This window comes from Streptomyces griseorubiginosus (assembly GCF_001514195.1).
Taxonomy (GTDB): Bacteria; Actinomycetota; Actinomycetes; order Streptomycetales; family Streptomycetaceae; genus Streptomyces; species Streptomyces griseorubiginosus.
Genome location: NZ_KQ948741.1, coordinates 370,565 through 392,043, shown reverse-complemented (window position 1 = coordinate 392,043; position 21,479 = coordinate 370,565). Strand labels below are relative to the sequence as shown.

Sequence of the window (21,479 nt, the reverse complement as noted above, 5' to 3'; positions counted from 1 at the left end):
ATGGCTCCGGGAGGTGTCCGGGACGGGGGCGGGCTCCCTTCGGGCATCAGGAGCAGCGGTCGGCCACGTAGCCGTCGCTGCCGGTGTTCACGTAGGCGTCGGAGACGTACTGGCCGTTGCTGACGTTGTCCCAGATGTTGCTCGTGCCGTAGGGGCCGGTCACCGAGGTTCCCGGGGTCTGGCAGTAGATCGGCACCTTGGAGCCTTCGGGCAGCACCCGCACGACGCTGTAACCCGTGCCGGGGCCGCTGCGCACGTTCACCTGGTAGCCGGGGGCCACCGGGTAGTACCTCGACGTCGTGGCCTCGGCGTGGGCGGCGCCCACCATGAGGAGGGCGCCGGTGAGACCTGCGAGCATCGCGGATCTGCGCTTCAGGGACGTCACGAGTAGAGCCTCCTGGATCAGTGGGCGGGGTCAGCCGCAGCGCGAGGCCACGTAGCCGTCGCTGCCGGTGAGTACGTAAGCGTCCGAGACGAATTCGCCGTTGGCGATGTTGTCCCAGATGTTCGAGGTGCCGTACGGGCCTGCCACCGACGTGCCCGGCGTCTGGCAGTAGATCGCGACCTGAGCACCCTCGGGCAGGACACGAACGATGCCGTACTGCGTGCCAGGGCCTCGGCGGACATTGAGGCGGTAGCCCGGTGCGACGGAGAAGTAGTGCACGGAAGCAGTCCCGGCGGCCGCCTTCTCGGCGGTGCCGCTCTTCCCGCCCTCGATCTCTTCGACACGGTCAACAGACATGACGATCCTCCCCCGTTGGTCCCCATGACTGCCATGGGGTCCCGTTGATTCCCCTGAATCGCGCCATGAAACACATGTGCGCAACTCGCACGCGGACACTAGCAAGCCGCCTCTGTCCCGAACGTGACATCGACTAGGCTCCGTGCGTCGCGCGCGCGGACGATCAGCACGGGGGTGGTTCCATGGCGCCACAGGGCAACACCGGAGCGGGCGCGGAAGCGGAACTTCCCGAGTACGCCGGTCACTACCGGCTGGAGTCCCGCCTCGGGTCCGGCGGGATGGGTGTCGTGCATGTCGCGCAGAGCACCTCGGGAATGAAGCTCGCGGTGAAGATCGTCCATGCCGAGTTCGCGAAGGACGACGAGTTCAGGGGGCGTTTTCGGCAGGAGGTGGCCGCGGCCCGGAAGGTGAGCGGGGCGTTCACCGCGTCCGTCGTCGACGCCGACCCCGATGCCGAACGGCCCTGGATGGCCACCCTGTTCATCCCTGGCCCGACCCTGTCCGACGAGGTGAAGCGGAACGGCCCCTTGGAGCCCGCCCAGTTGCGGCGGCTGATGGCGGGGCTGGCCGAGGCGCTGCGGGACATCCACCGGGTCGGGGTGGTCCACCGGGATCTCAAGCCCAGCAACGTGCTGCTCGCCGAGGACGGGCCGAAGGTCATCGACTTCGGCATTTCTCGGCCAAAGGACAGCGAACTGCGGACCGAGACGGGGAAGTTGATCGGGACCCCGCCGTTCATGGCGCCCGAGCAGTTCCGGCGGCCGAGGGAGGTCGGACCCGCCGCGGACATCTTCGCGCTGGGTTCGGTCATGGTGCACGCGGCGACCGGGCGGGGGCCGTTCGACTCCGACAGTCCGTACGTCGTCGCCTACCAGGTCGTGCACGACGAGCCGGACCTGACGGGCGTACCGGCGAATCTCGCGCCGCTCATCGTGCGGTGTCTCGCCAAGGAGCCCGAGGACCGGCCGACTCCGGACGAGTTGATGCGGGAGCTGCGGTCGGTGGCGGCCTCGTACGACACGCAGGCGTTCATACCGGCGCAGCGCGTGGGCGATGAGGCGGCACCTGGGCGGAAGGCCGCCGAGCAGGTGCGGCAACGGTCGGGGCGGCGCCTGCACAGGAACGTACTGCTCGCCGCTGCGGCGCTCGTCCTCATCGGCGGCGGTGTGTTCACCTCGCTGCACCTGACCGGCACCAAGGGCCCCGTACCTGCGAACACCACCACGCCACAGGCCAAGGCGACGGCGTTCCGCGCGTGGGACGTGAAACCGGTGCCAGGGAGCAAGGGGATACCCCGGTGCTCCTACGGTGCGGGGAAAGTCCTCTGCGTGCAGGCAGGACTGGTCTACGCCCTCGATCCGGCAGACGGCGGCCTGTTGTGGCGTCATGCGGCCGACACGAGCCGCTGGAACGACCCTCCGGCCCTGTCCGGCGGCCTCGTCCAGCCGCTGGCCGACCACGGCAACCGCCTGGAGGCGCTCGCCCCCGCCACGGGCCGCGCGCGTTGGCAGCGGAACGTGCCCACGTACGACGGTCTGTGGCAGACCGACGGCATGCTCCTGCTCACCGGCGCGGACGGCACGGTGACCGGTGTGCGCAGCGCGTCCGGCGACACCGAGTGGAGCAAGAAGATCCCCGGCCACTCCGCACCGTCGTTCACCACGTTTCCCGGCGACCCACTGCTGTACGTGACGAGCACGTCCGTCGACGAGTCGAGCACCCGGGTCACCGCCGTGGACGCGGCCACAGGGGACGTGCGGTGGGACGAACGGCTCGACGGGGCGCTGACACCCATAGGTTCCGAGCACGGTTCGGTCTTCTTCCTCTCCGTCGACCAGGTCTACGACTTCGCCAAGGCCGTGATCCGCTACACCCCCGGAAAGGACGCCACGCACAAGGTGGCTCTGCCTGTGCCCCGCCTGGGCGCGCAGGCCACCGTGCACGACGGTGTCGTCTATGTACTGGCCGGCGGCGGTGCCCTGGAAGCCATCGACGTCGATGCGGGCAGGCAGCTCTGGCATCTGGAGACTTCGGTGAGCCGGGGGTCCGTCCCGGTTTCCGACGGCCGTCACGTCTTCGTCGCCGCTTCGGACGGGCGGTTGCTCGCCGTGGACGCCCGCAAGGGAACGCTCGTGGGACAAACCCCGGCGCGGCTCGGCGCGAACTCCGACGACGTGATCGCCGTGCGGCCCCGCCCCGTCCTCGCCGACCACCACATCTACGCCACCGCCCCCGACGGCACCGTGTTCGCCGTGGATGCCCGGGACCCGTCGGCCTGGTGACGCGGCGGGGTATGCGAAAGGGCCGCCCCCGGAGGGACGGCCCTGTTCGAGAAGGGTGTCAGCCCAGCTTCGAGACGTCCCGCACCGCGCCCTTGTCCGCGCTCGTGGCCATCGCCGCGTAGGCACGCAGGGCCGCCGAGACCTTGCGCTCGCGGTTCTTCGGGGCGTAGACGCCGCCGAGGGCCGCGTCGCGACGGGCCAGTTCCTCGTCGTCGACGAGGAGCTCGATCGTGCGGGCCGGGATGTCGATGCGGATGCGGTCGCCGTCCTCGACGAGGGCGATGGTGCCGCCGGCCGCGGCCTCCGGGGAGGCGTGGCCGATGGAGAGGCCGGACGTGCCGCCGGAGAAGCGGCCGTCGGTGACCAGGGCGCAGGCCTTGCCGAGGCCTCGGCCCTTCAGGTACGAGGTCGGGTAGAGCATCTCCTGCATGCCGGGGCCGCCCTTGGGGCCCTCGTAGCGGATGACGACGACGTCGCCCTCCTTGATCTCCTTCAGCAGGATCTTCTGGACGGCCTCCTCCTGGGACTCGCAGACGACCGCGGGGCCCTCGAAGCGCCAGATCGACTCGTCCACGCCGGCCGTCTTCACGACACAGCCGTCGACCGCGAGGTTGCCCTTGAGGACGGCGAGGCCGCCGTCCTTGGAGTAGGCGTGCTCGGCGGAGCGGATGCAGCCCTCGGCCGCGTCCTCGTCCAGCGCCTCCCAGCGCTCGGACTGCGAGAAGGCCTCCGCGGAGCGGACACAGCCCGGGGCCGCGTGCCACAGCTCGACGGCCTTCGGGGACGGGGAGCCGCCACGGACGTCCCAGGTCTTCAGCCAGTCCGCGAGGGAGGGGCTGTGGACGGAGTGGACGTCCTCGTTGAGCAGGCCCGCGCGGTGCAGTTCGCCGAGGAGGGCCGGGATGCCGCCGGCGCGGTGCACGTCCTCCATGTAGTACGTGCGGTTCTTCGCCACGTTCGGGGCGACCTTCGCGAGGCAGGGGACCCGGCGCGAGACCTCGTTGATCTCCTCCAGGCCGAAGGGCACTCCCGCCTCCTGGGCTGCCGCCAGCAGATGCAGGATCGTGTTGGTGGAGCCGCCCATGGCGATGTCGAGCGCCATGGCGTTCTCGAACGCCGCGAAGGTGGCGACGTTGCGCGGCAGGACGGTCTCGTCGTCCTGCTCGTAGTAGCGCCGCGTGATGTCCATGACGGTGTTGGCCGCGTCGACGTACAGCTGCTTGCGGGCCGTGTGCGTGGCGAGGACCGAGCCGTTGCCGGGCAGGGAGAGGCCGATGGCCTCGGTCAGGCAGTTCATCGAGTTGGCGGTGAACATGCCCGAACAGCTGCCGCAGGTCGGACAGGCGTTCTCCTCGATACGGAGGATGTCCTCGTCGGAGATCTTGTCGTTGACAGCGTCGGAGATCGCGTCGACCAGGTCGAGGGTGCGGACCGTGCCGTCGACGAGGGTCGCGCGGCCGGACTCCATCGGGCCGCCGGAGACGAAGACGGTGGGGATGTTCAGGCGCAGGGCCGCGTTGAGCATGCCCGGGGTGATCTTGTCGCAGTTGGAGATGCAGATCAGGGCGTCTGCGCAGTGGGCCTCGACCATGTATTCGACGGAGTCGGCGATCAGGTCGCGGGAGGGGAGGCTGTAGAGCATGCCGCCGTGGCCCATCGCGATGCCGTCGTCGACCGCGATGGTGTTGAACTCGCGCGGGATGCCGCCGGCCTCGACGATCGCCTCGGAGACGATCCGGCCGACCGGCTGGAGGTGGGTGTGGCCGGGCACGAACTCCGTGAAGGAGTTGGCGACCGCGATGATCGGCTTGCGGCCGATGTCCGCACCGGGTACACCGGAGGCGCGCATAAGGGCGCGGGCGCCCGCCATGTTGCGGCCGTGGGTGACTGTGCGGGACCTCAGCTCGGGCATCGTCGCTCGCTCCTTCAGAGACGTTCGTCAGAGACGTCAGAGACGGTCGTAAGAGATTTCTGACTGCTATCGAGCGTACGCCGGTCATCCAGGGGTCGGGACAGGGTGTCCGGAATGCGGGACAGGCGTCTCGGGAGTCACGCTCCGGTCAGACGGCTCTGCACCACTCGGGAATCACGCCACGGTCAGATGCCCCTGCACCACTGGGGAATCACGCCCCGGTCAGATGCCCCTGCACCACCGGCGCCACCCGCGCGATGATCTGTTCCGGGTCCGCCGAGGCCAGCGGCTCCACCTTGATCACGTACCGGAGCATCGCCGTCCCGATGAGCTGCGCGGCGGCGAGTTCGGCGCGCAGCTCCGCGTCCGGCGCGTCGACCTGGGCCGCGATGCGGCGCAGCAGCTGAGAGGCGACCAGGCGGCGGAAGACGGCGGCCGCGGTCTCGTTGTTGACGGCGGAGCGGACGATCGCCAGCAGCGGGGTGCGGGTGGTCGGGTTCTCCCAGATGCCGAAGATGAAGCGGGTCAGCCGCTCGCCGACGCCGTCCAGCGACCCTTCGGCGACCGTGTCCGACGCGTTGAGGGCGGGCGCGAAGGCGACCTCGATGGAGGCCGCGAACACCTGCTCCTTGGTGCCGAAGTAGTGGTGGACCAGCGCCGAGTCGACCCCGGCGGCCTTGGCGATGCCGCGCACCGACGTCTTCTCGTAGCCCCGTTCGGAGAACTCCTCGCGGGCCGCGACCAGGATCCGGTCGCGGGTGCCGGCCGCGTCCGAGTCCGTACGACGGGGTCGGCCGCGCTTCCGGGCCGTGCCGTCGCTCACGGCCGGGGCGCCCTCCGGGCCGCTCATCGCCGCGGCACCTTCACCGGCGAGGCCAGATGGAGGCGGGTGAAGGCGAGGGCCTCCGCGAGGTCGGCCTCACGTTCGGCGCCGGACATCGCGCGGCGGGTGTTGACCTCGATGACGACATGGCCGTCGAAGCCGCTCAGCGCGAGGCGTTCCAGCAGCTCGGCGCAGGGCTGGCTGCCGCGTCCCGGGACCAGGTGCTCGTCCTTCGCGGAGCCCTTGCCGTCGGCGAGGTGGACATGGCCGAGCCGGTCCCCCATCCGGTCGACCATCTGCATCGCGTCGGTCCGGGAGGTCGCCGCGTGGCTGAGGTCGATCGTGAAGTGCCGGTAGTCGTCCTTGGTGACGTCCCAGTCGGGGGCGTAGGCGAGCATCTCGCGGTCGCGGTAGCGCCAGGGGTACATGTTCTCGACGGCGAACCGTACGTCCGTCTCGTTCGCCATGCGCCAGATGCCGTCGACGAAGTCCCGGGCGTACTGGCGCTGCCAGCGGAACGGCGGGTGCACGACGACGGTGCTCGCGCCGAGCTTCTCCGCGGCGGCCTGGGCGCGCTGGAGCTTGACCCAGGGGTCCGTCGACCACACGCGCTGCGTGATGAGCAGGCACGGGGCGTGCACGGCGAGGATCGGGATGCCGTGGTAGTCGGAGAGGCGGCGCAGGGCCTCGATGTCCTGGCTGACCGGGTCGGTCCACACCATGACCTCTACGCCGTCGTAGCCGAGGCGTGCGGCGATCTCGAAGGCCGTCGCCGTCGACTCCGGGTAGACGGAGGCCGTCGAGAGGGCGACCTTCGCATCCGGGATCCGTACGACTGGTTCTGCCACGTCGGTCAGCCTACGGCGTCCGCAGGGGTGTAACGGGACGCCTATTCGCCGTTGTGGTGTTTGCCACGGGGGCGGCTGCGGGTGCGTCGTGGCTTGTCGCGCCCCGCGGCGGAGCCGCAGAGAGACACAGCCCCGCGCCCCTAGAGGCCCTGCGCTGAACCCATGTGGTCAAGTCGGCGCAGGATGACGCCTTCTCGCAGCGCCCACGGACAGATCTCGACCGTTTCCACCCCGAACAGGTCCATCGCGCCCTCGGCCACCAAGGCACCGGCCAGGAGCTGGTTCGCCCTGCCCTCCGAGACGCCCGGCAGCTCCGCCCGCTGGTCCGTCGTCATGCCGGCCAGTCTCGGGACCCAGGCCTCCAGGGACTCCCGCTTCAGCTCGCGCTGGACGTACAGGCCCTCGGCCGAGCGGGCCGCGCCGGCCAGGCGGGCCAGCTGCTTGAAGGTCTTGGACGTGGCGACGACGTGGTCGGGGGCGCCGAAGCGGGCGAACTCGCCGACCGTACGGGCGATCTGGGCGCGCACGTGCCGTCGCAGGGCCCGGATGTCGTCCGGGTCCGGGGGGTCGCCGGGGAGCCAGCCCGCGGTGAGGCGGCCCGCGCCGAGCGGCAGGGAGACCGCGGCGTCCGGTTCCTCGTCGATGCCGTAGGCGATCTCCAGGGAACCGCCGCCGATGTCGAGGACCAGGAGCTTGCCCGCCGACCAGCCGAACCAGCGGCGGGCGGCGAGGAAGGTGAGGCGGGCCTCCTCGGCGCCGGAGAGCACCTGGAGCTCGACGCCGGTCTCGGCCCGCACGCGCGCGAGGACGTCGTCGGCGTTGCTGGCCTCGCGGACCGCGGAGGTGGCGAACGGCAGCAGGTCCTCGACGCCCTTGTCCTCGGCGGCCTGGAGGGCGTCCTTGACGACCGAGACGAGTTTCTCGACGCCCTCGGGGCCGATCGCACCGGCCCCGTCGAGGAGTTGGGCAAGGCGGAGCTCCGCCTTGTGCGAGTGCGCGGGCAGGGGGCGTGCGCCGGGGTGCGCATCCACCACCAGCAGGTGCACCGTGTTCGATCCCACGTCGAGGACACCGAGTCTCATGTAGGGAACGCTACTGCCAGCTGGTCGTTCGACTGTCTCCGGAGGGGCTTCCGGCGACTTACCCTGGACGCGTGCCAAAGACGAAAAAGGTGAAGGACGACAAACCGGCCACAACTGCCGACGGTTCTTCGCCGGTGAAGCCGGTAGCGCCTGCGGGGCGGTCGAAGCCGGCGAAGCTGTCGAAGAAGGCCAGGCAGGCTCTGGCGGCCGACGAGAAGGGACTCGACTTCGCGCGCGCGTGGGTGGAGTTCCCGGATCCGGCGGACGACGAGCAGGTCTTCCGCTGCGATCTGACATGGCTGACCTCTCGTTGGAACTGCATCTTCGGCAGCGGCTGCCAGGGCATCCAGGCGGGGCGCGCGGACGACGGGTGCTGCACGTTGGGTGCCCACTTCTCCGACGAGGACGACGAGAAGCGGGTCGCCGAGCATGTGGCGCGACTCACTCCGGACATCTGGCAGCACCACGACGAGGGCACGGCGAACGGCTGGGTCTCGGAGGACGAGGACGGCGACCGCCAGACCCGCCCCTTCCAGGGCTCCTGCATCTTCCAGAACCGGCCGGGCTTCGCGGGCGGCCAGGGCTGCTCGCTGCACATCCTGGCGCTGCGGGAGGGCCGCGAGCCGCTGGAGACCAAGCCGGACGTCTGCTGGCAGCTGCCGGTGCGGCGGACGTACGACTGGATCGACCGGCCCGACGACACCCGGGTGCTCCAGGTGTCGATCGGCGAGTACGACCGGCGCGGCTGGGGCCCGGGCGGCCATGACCTGCACTGGTGGTGCACCTCGGCGACCTCGGCCCACGGCGCGGGCGACCCGGTCTACGTGTCCTACCGGCCCGAGCTGATCGAGCTGATGGGCAAGGCGGGCTACGACCGTCTCGTCGAGCTGTGCGAGGAGCGCCTGGCGTCGCAGCTGCCGCTGCTGGCACCGCATCCGGCGGATCCGGCGGGTCCGGCGGGTCCGGCGGGTCCGGCGGGTCCGGCGGGTCCGGCGGCCTGAGGAGCCGGGGGGCCGGTGGGTGCCGCGGGTCCGGCGGTCTGAAGGGCCGGGGGTCCGGTGGGTCCCGCGGGTCCGGCGGTCTGAAGGGCCGGGGGTCCAGTAGGTCCCGCGGGTCCGGCCGTCTGAGAGGCCGCCGCTGTCCGAGGGGCGGCTTTCGGTCGTGGGCCGGCTTCTATGAGGTTGGCCGATTCCGTCCGAGGGCCGGCTTCCGCCCCGGAGGCCGCGAGCTTCCGAAGATCGGCCGCTGTCCGGAGCGGCACGCCGGTCCGGTGCCCGGCGTCTCGCGCGGCTCGCCTGCTCCGCACCCGTGAGGCCGCCGCCCCCGCCGACGGATCGGCCTCCGTACCGAGCAGCACGCCGGTCCGGTGCCCGGCGTCTCGCGCGGCTCGCCTGCGCCGCACCCGCAAGGCAACCTACCCCGCTGACAGTCCGACGTCCCCGCACCGGTCGCCGCGGGCGGCTCGGCGGCAGCCACGCGACGGGTATGCCCACCCTGCCGCCCTACGACGTGGACGGGCTCGGGTCGTCGCCCTCGTTCGGGGGCGGGGTCGAATCCGATGGGGTCGGCGTGGACGGGTCGGTGGACGCGGTGGGGGTCGGGTCCGGTGACGGCGGGGGCTCGCTGCCGGTCGGCGGGGAGGTGGGGTCGCTGGGGGTCGGGTCCGGGTCGGACGAGCTCGGGGGATCGCTCGGCGGCGTGGGGCGCGGGCCGGGGCCGGTCGGGGTGGGCGCGGTGCCGTAGCCGTGGATGGTGACGACGGCGCCGGCCGGTGAGATCGCCACGCGCGCGCTCCAGGGGCCGGACGGCTCGCGCAGATGGTCGACGTACACCTTGATCGTCAACGACTGGCCGGGTTTCAGGGTTCCCGAGGAGTGGCTGAGGTAGAGCCAGGAGGCGCCGGTGGTGGCCGACCAGCGGACCGGGGCGGCGCCGTTCGCGGTGAGGGTGACCAGGGTGGTGTCGCCGTCGTTGTCGGCGGCCACCTCCAGCTGTCCGGCGCCCTTCCTGCCGGCGCCGGTGACGCTCACGACCTCCACGGAGACGTCGGGGCGGCCGTCCTTGGTGAAGCGGGGGCCGGGTCTCACGGAGGCGTTGCCCGCGTTCTGGTAGCCGCCGCTCGCGCTCGCGCCGTCCAGGCTGCCGGGGCCGTGCGCCTCGCTGGCGCTGGCGGAGTGACCGTCGGCGCCCTCGCCGGGGCCTCCCCGGTACGCGGCCCACAGGGCGAGCACGGGCGCGGCGACCACGGTCGCGACGACGGTCGTGGTGACGGCACGCGCGCGCAGACGGTCCCGGCGGGCGGCGCGGTCCTTGGGGTCCATCGGAAAGCCCCGCCGGTCGAAGCGGGGCACCCCGGCGCCACGCGCGCGTGGCGGGTGCGCGAGCGCCATGTGCAGGGCCGCGCGCGGGGCCTCCAGGACGGGCAGTTCGGCGGGCGTGGTCATGGCGCCGGGCCAGCGGCCGGGGATCGCGCGTTCGGCGCTGCGGCGGCAGCGCGGGCAGTCGTCGACATGGCGCACGAGTTCGCGGCGCAGGGCGGAGCTGAGCACGAACTGGTTGTCGCCGGTGAGCCGGGCCACGCTCGGGCAGTCGCCGGTCTCGACGACGGCGAGGGCCGCGCGGGTGCGCTCGACCTCGCAGGCGGCGGAGGCGAGCAGTTCGCGGGCGCCGGCGAGGTCCATGCCGAGGACGGCGGCGACCTCGTGGGCGGCGAGGTGGTGCCGTACGGCGAGTTCGAGCGCCTCGCGCTGCTCGGGGGTGGTGCCGGCCGCCTCCGGCCAGGCCAGCTGGGCGAGTTCGCGGCGCCGCTCCGCCAGGACGTCCTCGGCGACCGGGGGTTCGGCGGACTTGGCGGAGGCTCCGTGGCGCCCGGCCGCGTGGGTGGCCTGACGTTTCTGCTTGGCCTCGGCCAGCTTGCGCAGACAGGCCCAGCGGGCCAGTGCGTACAGCCAGGCCCGGCGGTCGCCGGCCGCGTCGGGGCCGCCGCGCTTCTCGGCGAGCGCGAGGACGTCACCGAGGGCCGCGGTCGCCGCGTCGTGCTCGCACAGCACCGACAGGCAGTAGGTGAACAGGCCGTCCAGATACGGCTCGTAGCGCCCGGGCGGCCGCTGCGCCAGCGTGCGCGCGGCACCGCGGTCGCGCTCCTCCCGTTGCGCCCGGTGCGCGCCGGTGGTGCGGGTCGAGGTCTCCGGAGTGCTGCTCATCATCCGTGGACCGTAGGGGGCGGAAGATGGCCCCTTCCTGCGCCTTGAGGAGTTTTACTCCGTACGGGTGAAACGATCCCTCAATAGGGGACAGGAACCCCGGATTCCGTGGCTCGTTCCCGGCGTGACGTGGCCGGTTCCCGCACTGACCTGCAGGCCGGGTGGGGGCGGCGGCCGGATCGCCGGTGGCGCGGACCGCGTTGTCAGTGGCGGCGGTTACGGTTCGTGCATGGCCACCCGTACGAAGTCCGCCAAGGAGCGTCCGTCCTACCGCTGCACCGAGTGCGGCTGGCAGACGGCCAAATGGCTCGGCCGCTGCCCCGAGTGCCAGGCCTGGGGCACGATCGAGGAGTACGGCGCGCCCGCGGTCCGTACGACGACACCCGGCCGTGTCACCACCTCCGCCGTGCCCATCGGCCAGGTGGACGGCCGTCAGGCCACCGCCCGCTCCACCGGCGTGCCCGAGCTGGACCGGGTGCTCGGCGGCGGCCTGGTGCCCGGCGCGGTGGTGCTGCTCGCGGGCGAGCCCGGCGTCGGCAAGTCCACGCTGCTGCTGGACGTGGCGGCCAAGTCGGCGAGCGACGAGCACCGCACGCTCTATGTGACCGGCGAGGAGTCGGCGAGCCAGGTCCGGCTGCGCGCCGACCGCATCGGCGCGATCGACGACCACCTGTATCTCGCCGCCGAGACCGACCTGTCCGCGGTCCTCGGTCATCTGGACGCGGTGAAGCCGTCGCTGCTGATCCTCGACTCGGTGCAGACCGTGGCCTCACCGGAGATCGACGGCGCCCCCGGCGGCATGGCCCAGGTGCGCGAGGTGGCCGGGGCGCTGATCCGGGCCTCCAAGGAGCGCGGGATGTCCACCCTCCTGGTGGGCCATGTCACCAAGGACGGCGCGATCGCCGGACCGCGGCTCCTAGAACACCTCGTGGACGTGGTCCTGAGCTTCGAGGGCGACCGGCACGCGCGCCTCAGGCTCGTACGGGGCGTCAAGAACCGCTACGGCGCCACCGACGAGGTCGGCTGCTTCGAGCTGCACGACGAGGGCATCACGGGCCTCGCCGACCCAAGCGGACTTTTCCTGACACGTCGTGACGAACCGGTCCCCGGCACCTGTCTCACCGTCACCCTGGAGGGCCGCCGCCCCCTGGTGGCCGAAGTGCAGGCGCTCACCGTCGACTCGCAGATCCCCTCCCCCCGGCGCACCACCTCCGGCCTGGAGACCTCCCGGGTCTCGATGATGCTCGCCGTCCTGGAGCAGCGCGGCCGGATCAGCGCGCTCGGCAAGCGGGACATCTACTCGGCCACGGTCGGCGGGGTAAAGCTTTCGGAACCCGCCGCCGACCTGGCGGTCGCTCTCGCCCTGGCCTCCGCGGCCAGCGACACCCCGCTGCCCAAGAACCTCGTCGCGATCGGCGAAGTGGGCCTCGCGGGCGAGGTCAGACGGGTCACCGGGGTCCAGCGCAGGCTCTCCGAGGCACACCGTCTGGGCTTCACGCACGCGCTCGTCCCGGGCGATCCGGGCAAGGTCCCGCCCGGCATGAAGGTCCTGGAAGTCGCGGACATAGGGGACGCCCTGAGGGTCCTTCCGCGCTCGCGTCGGCGAGAGGCCCCACGGGACGCGGAGGACCGCCGGTAGACTTTGCCCTGGTCTCGCCCGTCCGTACGAACCGAATGTGCGACACGGGAGCGCCCCAGACCCCGCGACCGGAGGAGAGCAGTGGCAGCCAACGACCGGGCAGCAGCTCCCGGAAAGTCCGGTGGAAGTGCCGGTTCCGATGGCCTGATGCGCGCCTCCCTGAGCGCCGTGGCCCCCGGCACCGCCCTGCGCGACGGCCTCGAGCGGGTGCTGCGCGGCAACACCGGCGGCCTCATCGTGCTGGGCTTCGACAAGACGGTCGAGACGATGTGCACGGGCGGTTTCGTCCTGGATGTCGAGTTCGCCGCCACGCGCCTGCGTGAGCTGTGCAAGCTGGACGGCGGGATCGTGCTCTCGTCGGACCTGTCGAAGATCCTGCGGGCCGGTGTGCAGTTCGTGCCGGACGCCACCATCCCGACGGAGGAGACCGGCACCCGGCACCGCACCGCGGACCGGGTGAGCAAGCAGGTCGGCTTCCCGGTGGTCTCCGTCTCCCAGTCGATGCGCCTGATCGCCCTGTACGTCGACGGCCAGCGCCGGGTCCTGGAGGACTCGGCGGCGATCCTGTCCCGCGCCAACCAGGCGCTGGCGACCCTGGAGCGCTACAAGCTGCGCCTGGACGAGGTCGCCGGCACCCTCTCCGCGCTGGAGATCGAGGACCTGGTGACGGTCCGGGACGTCTCGGCGGTGGCCCAGCGCCTGGAGATGGTCCGCCGTATCGCCACCGAGATCGCCGAGTACGTCGTCGAACTCGGCACCGACGGCCGCCTCCTGGCCCTCCAGCTCGACGAGCTGATCGCGGGCGTCGAGCCGGAGCGCGAACTGGTCGTGCGGGACTACGTCCCCGAGCCCACCGCGAAGCGCTCCCGCACGGTCGACGAGGCCCTGTACGAACTGAACGTGCTGTCCCACGCGGAGCTCCTCGAACTCACCACCGTGGCCCGCGCCCTCGGCTACACCGGCTCCCCCGAGTCCCTGGACTCGGCGGTCTCCCCCCGCGGCTTCCGCCTGCTGGCCAAGGTCCCCCGCCTTCCCGGCGCGATCATCGACCGCCTGGTGGAGCACTTCGGCGGCCTCCAGAAGCTCCTCGCGGCCAGCGTGGACGACCTTCAGACGGTCGACGGAGTGGGCGAGGCCAGGGCGCGGAGCGTCCGCGAGGGCCTGTCGCGGCTCGCGGAGAGCTCGATCCTGGAGCGGTACGTCTAAGTACGTCCCAAGGCCCCGACACGCTGCGTCGGAGACTCCCCGCGGGGTTCCCGGGGAGTCTCAGTCGTTCTCCAGCACGAACGAGGCCTGAACGGTGGGATATCCGGGCTTCTTCACCTCGACCAGGTACGTCCCGGCACCCGCGGAACCGGCCGGAGGAGTCGCGCACTGCGGGGCGCTCGGCTTGCGGTCCCACTTCACGGTGTAGGTGATGCTGCTGCCCGCGGGCGCCCGGAAGACGAGGTTGCCCGCGGTCTTCGGGCAGTCGGCGGACGACCAGTACGTGTCGTCCGAGTCGGCCTGAGTGATCGTCAGCACCGCGTTCTTCGGGCCGAGATCGACCTTGCAGTCGCTGCCGGAGGAGTTGGTCGCGGTGAGCAGCAACGTGGGCGTCTGACCGGGCTCGTAGGCGTTGCGCTGGCTGCGGACGGTCAACTTCAGAGATGTGGCAGTGCAGTTGGGGAGTCCGGACCCGGCCGGCAGGGTGTCGCCCTGACCCACCCCGGAGCCCGCGACGCCGCCCCCGGCGGCACCCGCGCCGTCCGTACCACCGGAACCGCCGGCGTCGGAGCCACCCGCACCCCCCGCCCCGCCGGAGCCCCCGTTGCCCACGTCGGAGCCGTCACCGCCGCCGCTTCCCGCGCCGCCGGAGGTGTCACCGCCGGTCGTCGACTCGTCGCGGCCGCCCGGGGCTTGACTGATCGCGGGCCCGGAGCCGGACGGTCCGGGGCTGATCGTCGAGGGGGTGGGATTCTTGCCGTTGGACCCGTCGGCGCCGTTCTTGTCACCCCCACCGCCGCCGAAGCTGACGATCCACGCGATCAGCAGCGCCAGCACGGCGAGGACGGACAGCATGACGGCCCTCCGTCGCCAGTAGATGGAGGAGGGAAGCGGCCCGACCGGATTGCGCAGAGATCCCACGGCGCAAACTGTACGAGAGATCGCCGGGTTCACCGCTCTCACCCGCCGCCCCACGCCACAACTTTTCCGGATCATCATTCCGGCAACTCCCGTTCCAGGGGCGGCTTTCGCCAGGCGTGACACGTTTCGACGGCGGAGTGTGACCGAACGGACCTCCTGCCTACGGTGCGTGACCGCACAGGTCCCCCCGCGCGGGTGACGGCCCGAGGTCGGGACGTGGACGGACGGCGTGTTCGCGATCGTGTCCCTTGCACCTCTGGCCAGGGCTGCTCCCCCGTACCGGATCCGTCCGACCCGGCCCCGCAGAACACCCGTCCGCCCGCTCCGGCATGGCAGGATCGGAAGGCCATGACTGCGCCCACGAAGCCCTCGCCCAGCCGCCCCGCCGCCGCCGACAACACCGGCCATGCTCTCGCCGACACCGCCGGAACCCCCCTCGCCGACACCGCAGGCACCGCAGGCACTCCTCGCGGAGAGGACCTGCACGCCCCCGTCATCGACTGGTTCGACGAGCACGCCCGGGATCTGCCCTGGCGGCGCCCGGAGGCCGGCCCCTGGGGCGTGATGGTCAGCGAGTTCATGCTCCAGCAGACGCCGGTGAGCCGGGTGCTGCCCGTCTACGAGCAGTGGCTGGCCCGCTGGCCACGCCCCGCCGACCTGGCCCAGGAGGCGCCCGGCGAGGCCGTGCGCGCCTGGGGGCGGCTCGGCTATCCGCGCCGGGCGCTGCGGCTGCACGGCGCCGCGGTCGCCATAACGGAACGGCACGGCGGGGACGTGCCGACGGACCACGCGCAACTGCTGGCGCTGCCCGGGATCGGCGAGTACACGGCCGCGGCCGTCGCCTCCTTCGCGTACGGGCAGCGGCACGCGGTCCTGGACACCAACGTGCGGCGGGTGTTCGCCCGGGCGGTGACCGGTGTGCAGTACCCGCCGAACGCGACCACGGCCGCCGAGCGCAAGCTCGCCCGCGCGCTGCTGCCGCAGGACGAGGCCACGGCCGCCCGCTGGGCCGCCGCGTCCATGGAGCTGGGCGCGCTCGTGTGCACGGCCAAGAACGAGAGCTGTCAGCGCTGCCCGATCGCCGCGCAGTGCTCCTGGCGCCTCGCGGGCAAGCCCGCGCACGACGGGCCCGCGCGGCGCGGACAGACGTACGCCGGTACCGACCGCCAGGTCCGCGGCAAGCTGCTCGCCGTGCTGCGGGAGGCCCACGCGCCCGTCCCGCAGACGGTCCTCGACCGGGTCTGGCACGAGCCGGTGCAGCGGGCACGGGCGCTGGACGGACTGGTCGCCGATGGGCTCGTGGAGCCCCTCGCGGGTGGTTTGTATCGGCTGCCGTTGACATAGAGGACGACGGAAGAACCGACATAACGGTGTGAACCGGCGCAATCAACCGCGCCGGTTTACCCCTTTTCGGCTTCCGTTACACAACCGACGGACAGCCGATTGCCAGCCGCGCGCTGCTTCGCACAGCCCCGTGACAACCGCTCCGTAGCTTCATCTGCGTGGCCCGGCGACACCGGGCCGCAGACCACGAGGGACACACGGGGAAAGCAGGAGGCGGTCGACATGGCGCAGGGCGAGGTGCTCGAGTTCGAGGAGTACGTCCGCACCCGGCAGGACGCGCTGCTGCGCAGCGCACGCCGGCTGGTCCCGGACCCGGTCGACGCGCAGGACCTGCTCCAGACGGCGCTCGTGCGGACGTACGGCCGCTGGGAGACCATCGAGGACAAGCGGCTCGCGGACGCCTATCTGCGCCGGGTGATGATCAACACCCGCACGGAGTGGTGGCGGGCGCGCAAGCTGGACGAGGTGCCCACCGAGCAGCTCCCGGACGCCTCGGTCGACGACTCCACCGAGCAGCACGCGGACCGCGCCCTGCTGATGGACGTCATGAAAGTGCTCGCCCCCAAGCAGCGCAGTGTCGTCGTGCTGCGACACTGGGAGCAGATGTCCACGGAGGAGACGGCCGCTGCCCTCGGCATGTCGGTGGGAACGGTCAAGAGCACGCTGCACCGGGCGCTCGCCCGGCTCCGCGAGGAGCTGGAGGCCCGCGACCTGGACGCACGCGCGCTGGAGCGTGAGGAGCGGGAGCGTTGCGCGGCGGCCTGACCGAACCCGGGCCCACCAGATCGGACCCCGCTCCGGTCCGGGGGATTCTCCAGGCGGCGAGCACGGCAGTGGCCGTGCTCGCCGCCCTTGCCCTTTTCGTCTCCGCCTGCGCCACCGGCGGCACCGGCACCCGTGACGAGGGTCCGGCGCACGCGGTCGCCGGGACCGACGCCCGGTCCGCGGCCGCGCCGTCCCTCGCGGCCTCGCCGCGCCTGGACCGCACCTCCGCGGTCGCCCTCCTCAAGTCGGACCCGAAGGTCTCCGACGCGGTCAAGCGCGACCTGAAGCCGTGTGTCGCCGACGAGTACCCGGTCGACCTCTCCTACGGCGACCTCACCGGCGGCTCGGCCGACGACGTCGTCGTCAACGTCGTGACCTGTGCCGATCTGGTGGGTGTCGGCTCGTACGTGTACCGCGAGGAAGACGGTTCGTACCAGAATGTCTTCCAGGCCGAGGAACCCCCGGTCTACGCCGAGATCGACCGCGGCGACCTGGTGGTGACCAAGCAGGTGTACGAGAAGGGCGACCCGGTGTCGGCCCCGTCCGGTGAGAACGTGACCACCTACCGCTGGGCCGCCGGGAAGTTCGCCACGGTGTACAGGACGCACAGCGACTACAGCGGCGTGGTCGGCACGGACCCGACGCCGACGCCGGACAACTGAGTCCCGCACAGGTGAACCGATCGGACCCCCCGGAACGATTACTTAGTGACCGTCACGACCCCGAAGAGTGAGAGCACCCGGATGGCAGACCAGACCCACGTGCTGTTCGTCGAGGACGACGACGTCATCCGCGAGGCCACCCAGCTCGCCCTGGAGCGGGACGGCTTCGCGGTCACCGCCATGCCCGACGGACTGTCCGGCCTGGAGGCGTTCCGGGCCGACCGCCCCGACATCGCCCTGCTGGACGTCATGGTCCCGGGCCTGGACGGGGTCAGCCTGTGCCGTCGTATCCGCGACGAGTCCACCGTGCCGGTGATCATGCTGTCGGCGCGGGCCGACTCCATCGACGTGGTGCTGGGCCTGGAGGCGGGCGCCGACGACTACGTGACCAAGCCGTTCGACGGCGCCGTCCTGGTCGCCCGGATCCGCGCGGTGCTGCGCCGCTTCGGGCACGCCGGCGGCGCCGACCGGGGCGAGGAGAGCGCGGCCCCCGACGCCGGGGGTGTGCTGACCTTCGGCGAGCTGGAGATCGACACCGAGGGCATGGAGGTGCGCAAGGGCGGACAGCCGGTGGGCCTCACGCCGACCGAGATGCGGCTGCTCCTGGAGTTCTCCTCCGCGCCCGGCACCGTGCTCTCCCGCGACAAGCTCCTGGAGCGGGTGTGGGACTACGGCTGGGGTGGTGACACCCGGGTCGTCGACGTCCATGTGCAGCGGCTGCGGACGAAGATCGGCCAGGACCGGATCGAGACGGTCCGCGGCTTCGGCTACAAGTTGAAGGCCTGAGCGGGGGGCCTGGGCATGCGGGGGATCCTTCGGAGCCCGGTGACGGAGCGCGTGGTGATGCGGACAGGGCTGAGATGGAAGCTCAGTGCGGCCATCGCGCTGGTCGGCGCGCTGGTGGCGGTCGCGCTCAGCCTGGTCGTGCACAACGCGGCACGGGTCTCGATGCTGGACAACGCGCGCGACCTGGCCGACGAGCGGATCCGGATCGCGCAGCGCAACTACGAGCTGACCGGCAAGCCGAACTTCCCCAGCATCGTGGTCGACGACCGGCATCTGCCGCCGCCGCTGCGCAGGAAGGTGGAGGAGGGCCGCCGGGCGACCTTCGTCTCCGACCGTCCCGACCGGGGGCCCGACATCTGGGCGGCCGTCCCGGTCAAGGGCGGCCACGTGCTGTCCCTGCACACCGGGTTCACCGACCGCAGCACCGACATCCTGAAAGACCTCGACCAGGCGCTGGTGATCGGCTCCATCGCGGTGGTCCTCGGCGGCAGCGCGCTCGGCGTGCTCATCGGCGGGCAGTTGTCCCGGCGGCTGCGGAAGGCGGCGGCCGCGGCGAACCAGATGGCCAAGGGCGAGACCGACGTACGGGTCCGGGACGCGATCGGCGGGGTCGTCCAGGACGAGACCGACGACCTCGCGAGCGCGGTGGACGCCATGGCGGACGCGCTCCAGCAGCGGCTCGAGGCGGAGCGCCGGGTCACGGCGGACATCGCGCACGAGCTGCGGACACCGGTGACGGGCCTGCTGACGGCGGCGGAACTGCTGCCGCCCGGCCGTCCCACCGAGCTGGTCCTGGACCGGGCGAAGGCCATGCGCACCCTGGTGGAGGACGTCCTGGAGGTGGCCCGCCTCGACGGCGCCTCCGAACGCGCCGAGCTCCAGGACATCCTGCTCGGCGAGTTCGTCGCCCGGCGGGTGGCGGCCAAGGACCCGGAGATCGAGGTCCGGGTGGTGCACGAGTCGGAGGTCACCACCGACCCGCGCCGCCTGGAACGCGTCCTGTTCAACCTCCTCGCCAACGCCGCACGGCACGGCAAGCCGCCCATCCAGGTCACCGTCGAGGGCCGCGTGATCCGCGTCCGCGACCACGGCCCGGGCTTCCCCGAGGACCTCCTCGCCGACGGCCCGAGCCGCTTCCGCACGGGCAGCGCGGACCGGGCGGGCCACGGCCACGGGCTGGGTCTGACCATCGCGGCGGGCCAGGCCCGGGTCCTCGGCGCCCGCCTGACCTTCCGCAACGTCCGCCCCGCCGGAGCGCCGGACGAGATCCCCTCGGAGGGCGCGGTGGCGGTCCTGTGGCTGCCGGAGCACGCCCCAACGGCGACGGGGAGCCATCCGCTGCTGCCGTAGCCGCAGGTGCCCGCCACCAACAGCTCCTGCCGCCGACTCAGGTGCCCGCCACCAGCAGCTCCTCGCCTCTGGACGGCCGTACGCCGTCCGTCCGGCCCTCGAAATAGCGCCGGTCCAGCTCCTCCACCGGCACATGCCGGACCTCGCGGAAGCCGGACTCGCGGGCCAGGGCCTGGATCTCGGCAGGCCGGAAGAAGCTCAGGAACGGTGTGCCCGCTGCCCGGGCTCCCGCCACGGCCGCCTCCAGCTGGGGCCGCTGTTCCGGCTCGACGTCCGCCGGCGGCCGCAGGAAGGTCGTCACGAACAGGGACCCGGGGGCGAGCCCGGCGACCAGGCGGAACGTGGACGCGTTGGCCTCCCGGGTGAGGTACATGGTGACGCCCGTGGACGCCACCACCGCGGGGCGCCCCGGATCGAACCCCGCCGCGGCCAGCCGGTCCCACCAGTCCCCCTCGAAGTCGACCGGCACGAGCCGCAGCCACGGCGGGCCACCGAACCCGAGCTCCTCCAGCCGCCGTCGCTTCCAGGCCTGCGGACCCGGCCGGTCGACCTCGAAGACCCGCAGCCCGGCGGCTTCCGCCTGCTCCTGGCGACGCTGGGCGAAGGTGTCGAGACCGGCGCCGAGGACGACGTACTGGTCCACGCCCCGCTCCAGGACGAGGTCCTCCACGAACCGGGTCCGGGCCACGATCGACGCCCGGGTGCGGCGCGTGGCGTCCACGTCCATGTCGGGCCGGTCGCGCCAGCCGTCGTCCGGTGCGGCGAGCCGCAGCCCGATCTCGTCGGCCAGCACATGCGGCGGCGGGTCCGCGCGCACATGGAGGGCCCGCCACAGGGCGACACGTACGGCGGTGTGGTCCGCCGTGGCCAGGTCCTCCCCGGTACCCGTCACGCCCAGTCCTTCGAGAAGTCCAGCTCATCGCTGCGCTGGGTCAGGGAGAACCAGTTGCCGTTGTCGTCGCGGAAGATCGCCTCGATGCCGTACGGCCGCTCCTGCGGCTCCTGGATGAACTCGACCCCGCGCGCCCGGAACGTCTCGTAGTCCCCTCGGCAGTCGTCGGTCCGGAACGCGCCGGCGCCCATGATCCCCTTGCCGACCAGCTTCTTCAGCGCCTCGGAGGACTCGGGGTCCAGCCCCGGTCCGTCCAGGCTCATCAGGGCGAGCTCGACGCCCTCCTGTCCCTTCGCCCCGACGGTGACCCACCGCATGTCGCCCATGGAGACCTCGCTGCGCACCTCGAAGCCCAGTTTCTCGGTGAAGAAGGCCTTGGTGCGCTGCTGGTCGAAGGTCCACACGGTGGTGATGCCCAGCCCCAGGATCATGGCTCTGTTCCCTCCGGTCCGCTTCCGCTGTCCTGTTCCTCACCGTAGGCAGCGGAGGAACCGGGGCGCTTCTTCGAAGTTGCGGTGTGCGCGGCCGGGAAGCCGCCGGCCCACAGCATGGCGAAGCACCCGGGGATCAGGGCGGCGCCGCGGCCCACGTACGTGGTCCGGTACGCGCTCGGGGTGAGTCCGGTGCGCGTCTTGAAGCGGGCGGAGAAGGTGCCGAGGCTGCTGAACCCGACCAGGTGGCAGATCTCGGTGACGCTCAGATCGGCCCCGCGCAGCATCTCCTCGGCCCGCTCGATCCGCCGGTGCGTGAGGTACTGGCCGGGCGTCTCGCCGTACGCCTCCTTGAAGGCCCGGATGAAGTGATACCGCGAGTACCCGGCACGCGCGGCAACGGCACCCAGGTCGAGTTCCGGATCCGCCCAGTCCCGGTCCATGACGTCCTTGGCAAGCCGCAACTGCCGGTTCCTGTCCACGAACCCGATGGTGACATGCGGTACTGACAGTGGGGGGTGGGCTGGGGAGGGGGGTGGGGGCGGGAAGGCCTCGGGCGCGTGACGGCCGACGAGGCCCGAGGCGGGGGTG

20 protein-coding genes are annotated in these 21,479 nt (G+C 72.0%); 9 read left to right on the top strand and 11 right to left on the bottom strand.

The features are described 5' to 3' along the window. Positions 1-46: 46 nt before the first annotated feature. Complete coding sequence (locus AQJ54_RS31870) at positions 47-328, bottom strand: SH3 domain-containing protein (protein ID WP_428843811.1); 282 nt, start codon at positions 326-328, stop codon at positions 47-49. A gap of 87 nt (positions 329-415) precedes the next feature. Beyond that, a complete protein-coding gene (locus AQJ54_RS31865) occupies positions 416-742 on the bottom strand; it encodes an SH3 domain-containing protein (protein WP_062242997.1) in 327 nt (108 codons plus the stop codon). Positions 743-924: 182 nt separating this feature from the next. Here AQJ54_RS31865 and AQJ54_RS31860 point away from each other — a divergent pair, with 182 nt between their 5' ends. Beyond that, on the top strand, positions 925-3,024 hold the full coding sequence (locus AQJ54_RS31860) for a serine/threonine-protein kinase (protein ID WP_062242993.1): 2,100 nt from the start codon (positions 925-927) through the stop codon (positions 3,022-3,024). Between the two features lie 58 nt (positions 3,025-3,082). Here the strand turns inward: AQJ54_RS31860 and ilvD are convergent, their stop codons facing one another. From ilvD to AQJ54_RS31840, 4 genes are all read right to left on the bottom strand, one after another. Next, positions 3,083-4,936 (bottom strand): dihydroxy-acid dehydratase, encoded by a 1,854-nt coding sequence (ilvD, locus tag AQJ54_RS31855; RefSeq protein WP_030323812.1) that lies wholly within the window; start codon positions 4,934-4,936, stop codon positions 3,083-3,085. 211 nt (positions 4,937-5,147) lie between these two features. Beyond that, positions 5,148-5,786, bottom strand: coding sequence for a TetR/AcrR family transcriptional regulator (locus AQJ54_RS31850; protein ID WP_062242990.1), 639 nt, complete (start codon positions 5,784-5,786; stop codon positions 5,148-5,150). Continuing rightward, complete coding sequence (locus AQJ54_RS31845; protein WP_062033376.1) at positions 5,783-6,607, bottom strand: sugar phosphate isomerase/epimerase family protein; 825 nt, start codon at positions 6,605-6,607, stop codon at positions 5,783-5,785. The genes AQJ54_RS31850 and AQJ54_RS31845 overlap by 4 nt, the downstream gene beginning before the upstream one ends. Positions 6,608-6,747: 140 nt before the next feature. Continuing rightward, positions 6,748-7,689 carry a Ppx/GppA family phosphatase gene (locus AQJ54_RS31840; RefSeq protein WP_062033378.1) on the bottom strand — a complete coding sequence of 314 codons (942 nt, stop codon included), beginning with the start codon at positions 7,687-7,689 and terminating at the stop codon, positions 6,748-6,750. A 71-nt stretch (positions 7,690-7,760) separates the two neighbouring features. Between AQJ54_RS31840 and AQJ54_RS31835 the strand changes: the two genes are divergently transcribed. Continuing rightward, positions 7,761-8,690, top strand: a complete 930-nt coding sequence (locus tag AQJ54_RS31835) for a DUF3109 family protein (protein ID WP_428843810.1) — start codon at positions 7,761-7,763, stop codon at positions 8,688-8,690. A gap of 501 nt (positions 8,691-9,191) precedes the next feature. Here AQJ54_RS31835 and AQJ54_RS31830 read toward each other — a convergent pair. Next, entirely contained in the window at positions 9,192-10,895 is a 1,704-nt protein-coding gene (locus AQJ54_RS31830; protein WP_062242987.1) for a BACON domain-containing protein, read from the bottom strand. A gap of 226 nt (positions 10,896-11,121) precedes the next feature. Here AQJ54_RS31830 and radA point away from each other — a divergent pair, with 226 nt between their 5' ends. Together radA and disA are read left to right on the top strand one after the other, a co-directional pair. Next, complete coding sequence (radA, locus tag AQJ54_RS31825; RefSeq protein WP_062033383.1) at positions 11,122-12,531, top strand: DNA repair protein RadA; 1,410 nt, start codon at positions 11,122-11,124, stop codon at positions 12,529-12,531. An 81-nt stretch (positions 12,532-12,612) separates the two neighbouring features. Beyond that, positions 12,613-13,737, top strand: a complete 1,125-nt coding sequence (gene disA, locus AQJ54_RS31820; protein ID WP_028810200.1) for a DNA integrity scanning diadenylate cyclase DisA — start codon at positions 12,613-12,615, stop codon at positions 13,735-13,737. Positions 13,738-13,797: 60 nt separating this feature from the next. On the opposite strand, the gene AQJ54_RS31815 is transcribed toward disA, so the two are convergent. Then, positions 13,798-14,658 (bottom strand): hypothetical protein, encoded by an 861-nt coding sequence (locus AQJ54_RS31815; RefSeq protein ID WP_079070089.1) that lies wholly within the window; start codon positions 14,656-14,658, stop codon positions 13,798-13,800. A gap of 348 nt (positions 14,659-15,006) precedes the next feature. Here AQJ54_RS31815 and AQJ54_RS31810 point away from each other — a divergent pair, with 348 nt between their 5' ends. The 5 genes from AQJ54_RS31810 (at position 15,007) to cseC (ending at position 19,565) form a co-directional block, all read left to right on the top strand. Continuing rightward, the gene (locus AQJ54_RS31810) at positions 15,007-16,002 is read left to right on the top strand and encodes an HhH-GPD family protein (protein ID WP_062242981.1); all 996 of its coding nucleotides are present in this window, start codon (positions 15,007-15,009) and stop codon (positions 16,000-16,002) included. A gap of 222 nt (positions 16,003-16,224) precedes the next feature. Continuing rightward, on the top strand, positions 16,225-16,767 hold the full coding sequence (locus tag AQJ54_RS31805; protein WP_020141092.1) for a SigE family RNA polymerase sigma factor: 543 nt from the start codon (positions 16,225-16,227) through the stop codon (positions 16,765-16,767). Then, on the top strand, positions 16,752-17,429 hold the full coding sequence (locus tag AQJ54_RS31800) for a hypothetical protein (RefSeq protein ID WP_062242977.1): 678 nt from the start codon (positions 16,752-16,754) through the stop codon (positions 17,427-17,429). The genes AQJ54_RS31805 and AQJ54_RS31800 overlap by 16 nt, the downstream gene beginning before the upstream one ends. An 81-nt stretch (positions 17,430-17,510) precedes the next feature. After that, positions 17,511-18,215, top strand: coding sequence for a two-component system response regulator CseB (gene cseB / locus AQJ54_RS31795; protein ID WP_020141090.1), 705 nt, complete (start codon positions 17,511-17,513; stop codon positions 18,213-18,215). A 15-nt stretch (positions 18,216-18,230) separates the two neighbouring features. Continuing rightward, positions 18,231-19,565 (top strand): two-component system sensor histidine kinase CseC, encoded by a 1,335-nt coding sequence (gene cseC / locus AQJ54_RS31790; protein WP_062033397.1) that lies wholly within the window; start codon positions 18,231-18,233, stop codon positions 19,563-19,565. Between the two features lie 37 nt (positions 19,566-19,602). On the opposite strand, the gene AQJ54_RS31785 is transcribed toward cseC, so the two are convergent. Genes AQJ54_RS31785 through AQJ54_RS31775 form a run of 3 tightly spaced genes read right to left on the bottom strand, consistent with a single transcriptional unit; the run spans position 19,603 to position 21,331 of the window. Then, positions 19,603-20,457 carry a class I SAM-dependent methyltransferase gene (locus AQJ54_RS31785; RefSeq protein WP_428843809.1) on the bottom strand — a complete coding sequence of 285 codons (855 nt, stop codon included), beginning with the start codon at positions 20,455-20,457 and terminating at the stop codon, positions 19,603-19,605. Next, positions 20,454-20,888 (bottom strand): VOC family protein, encoded by a 435-nt coding sequence (locus tag AQJ54_RS31780; protein ID WP_062033401.1) that lies wholly within the window; start codon positions 20,886-20,888, stop codon positions 20,454-20,456. The genes AQJ54_RS31785 and AQJ54_RS31780 overlap by 4 nt, the downstream gene beginning before the upstream one ends. Further along, complete coding sequence (locus AQJ54_RS31775) at positions 20,885-21,331, bottom strand: helix-turn-helix transcriptional regulator (protein ID WP_062243089.1); 447 nt, start codon at positions 21,329-21,331, stop codon at positions 20,885-20,887. Before AQJ54_RS31775 ends, AQJ54_RS31780 begins: the two co-directional genes overlap by 4 nt. Positions 21,332-21,479: the final 148 nt, after the last annotated feature.

Bases quoted from the DNA above. Each gene is read 5' to 3' on its own strand.
- AQJ54_RS31870 (WP_428843811.1), bottom strand. From the start codon at position 328: ATGGTGGGCGCCGCCCACGCCGAGGCCACGACGTCGAGGTACTACCCG.
- AQJ54_RS31865 (WP_062242997.1), bottom strand. From the start codon at position 742: ATGTCTGTTGACCGTGTCGAAGAGATCGAGGGCGGGAAGAGCGGCACC.
- AQJ54_RS31860 (WP_062242993.1), top strand. From the start codon at position 925: ATGGCGCCACAGGGCAACACCGGAGCGGGCGCGGAAGCGGAACTTCCC.
- ilvD (WP_030323812.1), bottom strand. From the start codon at position 4,936: ATGCCCGAGCTGAGGTCCCGCACAGTCACCCACGGCCGCAACATGGCG.
- AQJ54_RS31850 (WP_062242990.1), bottom strand. From the start codon at position 5,786: ATGAGCGGCCCGGAGGGCGCCCCGGCCGTGAGCGACGGCACGGCCCGG.
- AQJ54_RS31840 (WP_062033378.1), bottom strand. From the start codon at position 7,689: ATGAGACTCGGTGTCCTCGACGTGGGATCGAACACGGTGCACCTGCTG.
- AQJ54_RS31830 (WP_062242987.1), bottom strand. From the start codon at position 10,895: ATGATGAGCAGCACTCCGGAGACCTCGACCCGCACCACCGGCGCGCAC.
- radA (WP_062033383.1), top strand. From the start codon at position 11,122: ATGGCCACCCGTACGAAGTCCGCCAAGGAGCGTCCGTCCTACCGCTGC.
- AQJ54_RS31810 (WP_062242981.1), top strand. From the start codon at position 15,007: ATGACTGCGCCCACGAAGCCCTCGCCCAGCCGCCCCGCCGCCGCCGAC.
- AQJ54_RS31805 (WP_020141092.1), top strand. From the start codon at position 16,225: ATGGCGCAGGGCGAGGTGCTCGAGTTCGAGGAGTACGTCCGCACCCGG.
- cseB (WP_020141090.1), top strand. From the start codon at position 17,511: ATGGCAGACCAGACCCACGTGCTGTTCGTCGAGGACGACGACGTCATC.
- cseC (WP_062033397.1), top strand. From the start codon at position 18,231: ATGCGGGGGATCCTTCGGAGCCCGGTGACGGAGCGCGTGGTGATGCGG.
- AQJ54_RS31780 (WP_062033401.1), bottom strand. From the start codon at position 20,888: ATGATCCTGGGGCTGGGCATCACCACCGTGTGGACCTTCGACCAGCAG.
- AQJ54_RS31775 (WP_062243089.1), bottom strand. From the start codon at position 21,331: ATGGACCGGGACTGGGCGGATCCGGAACTCGACCTGGGTGCCGTTGCC.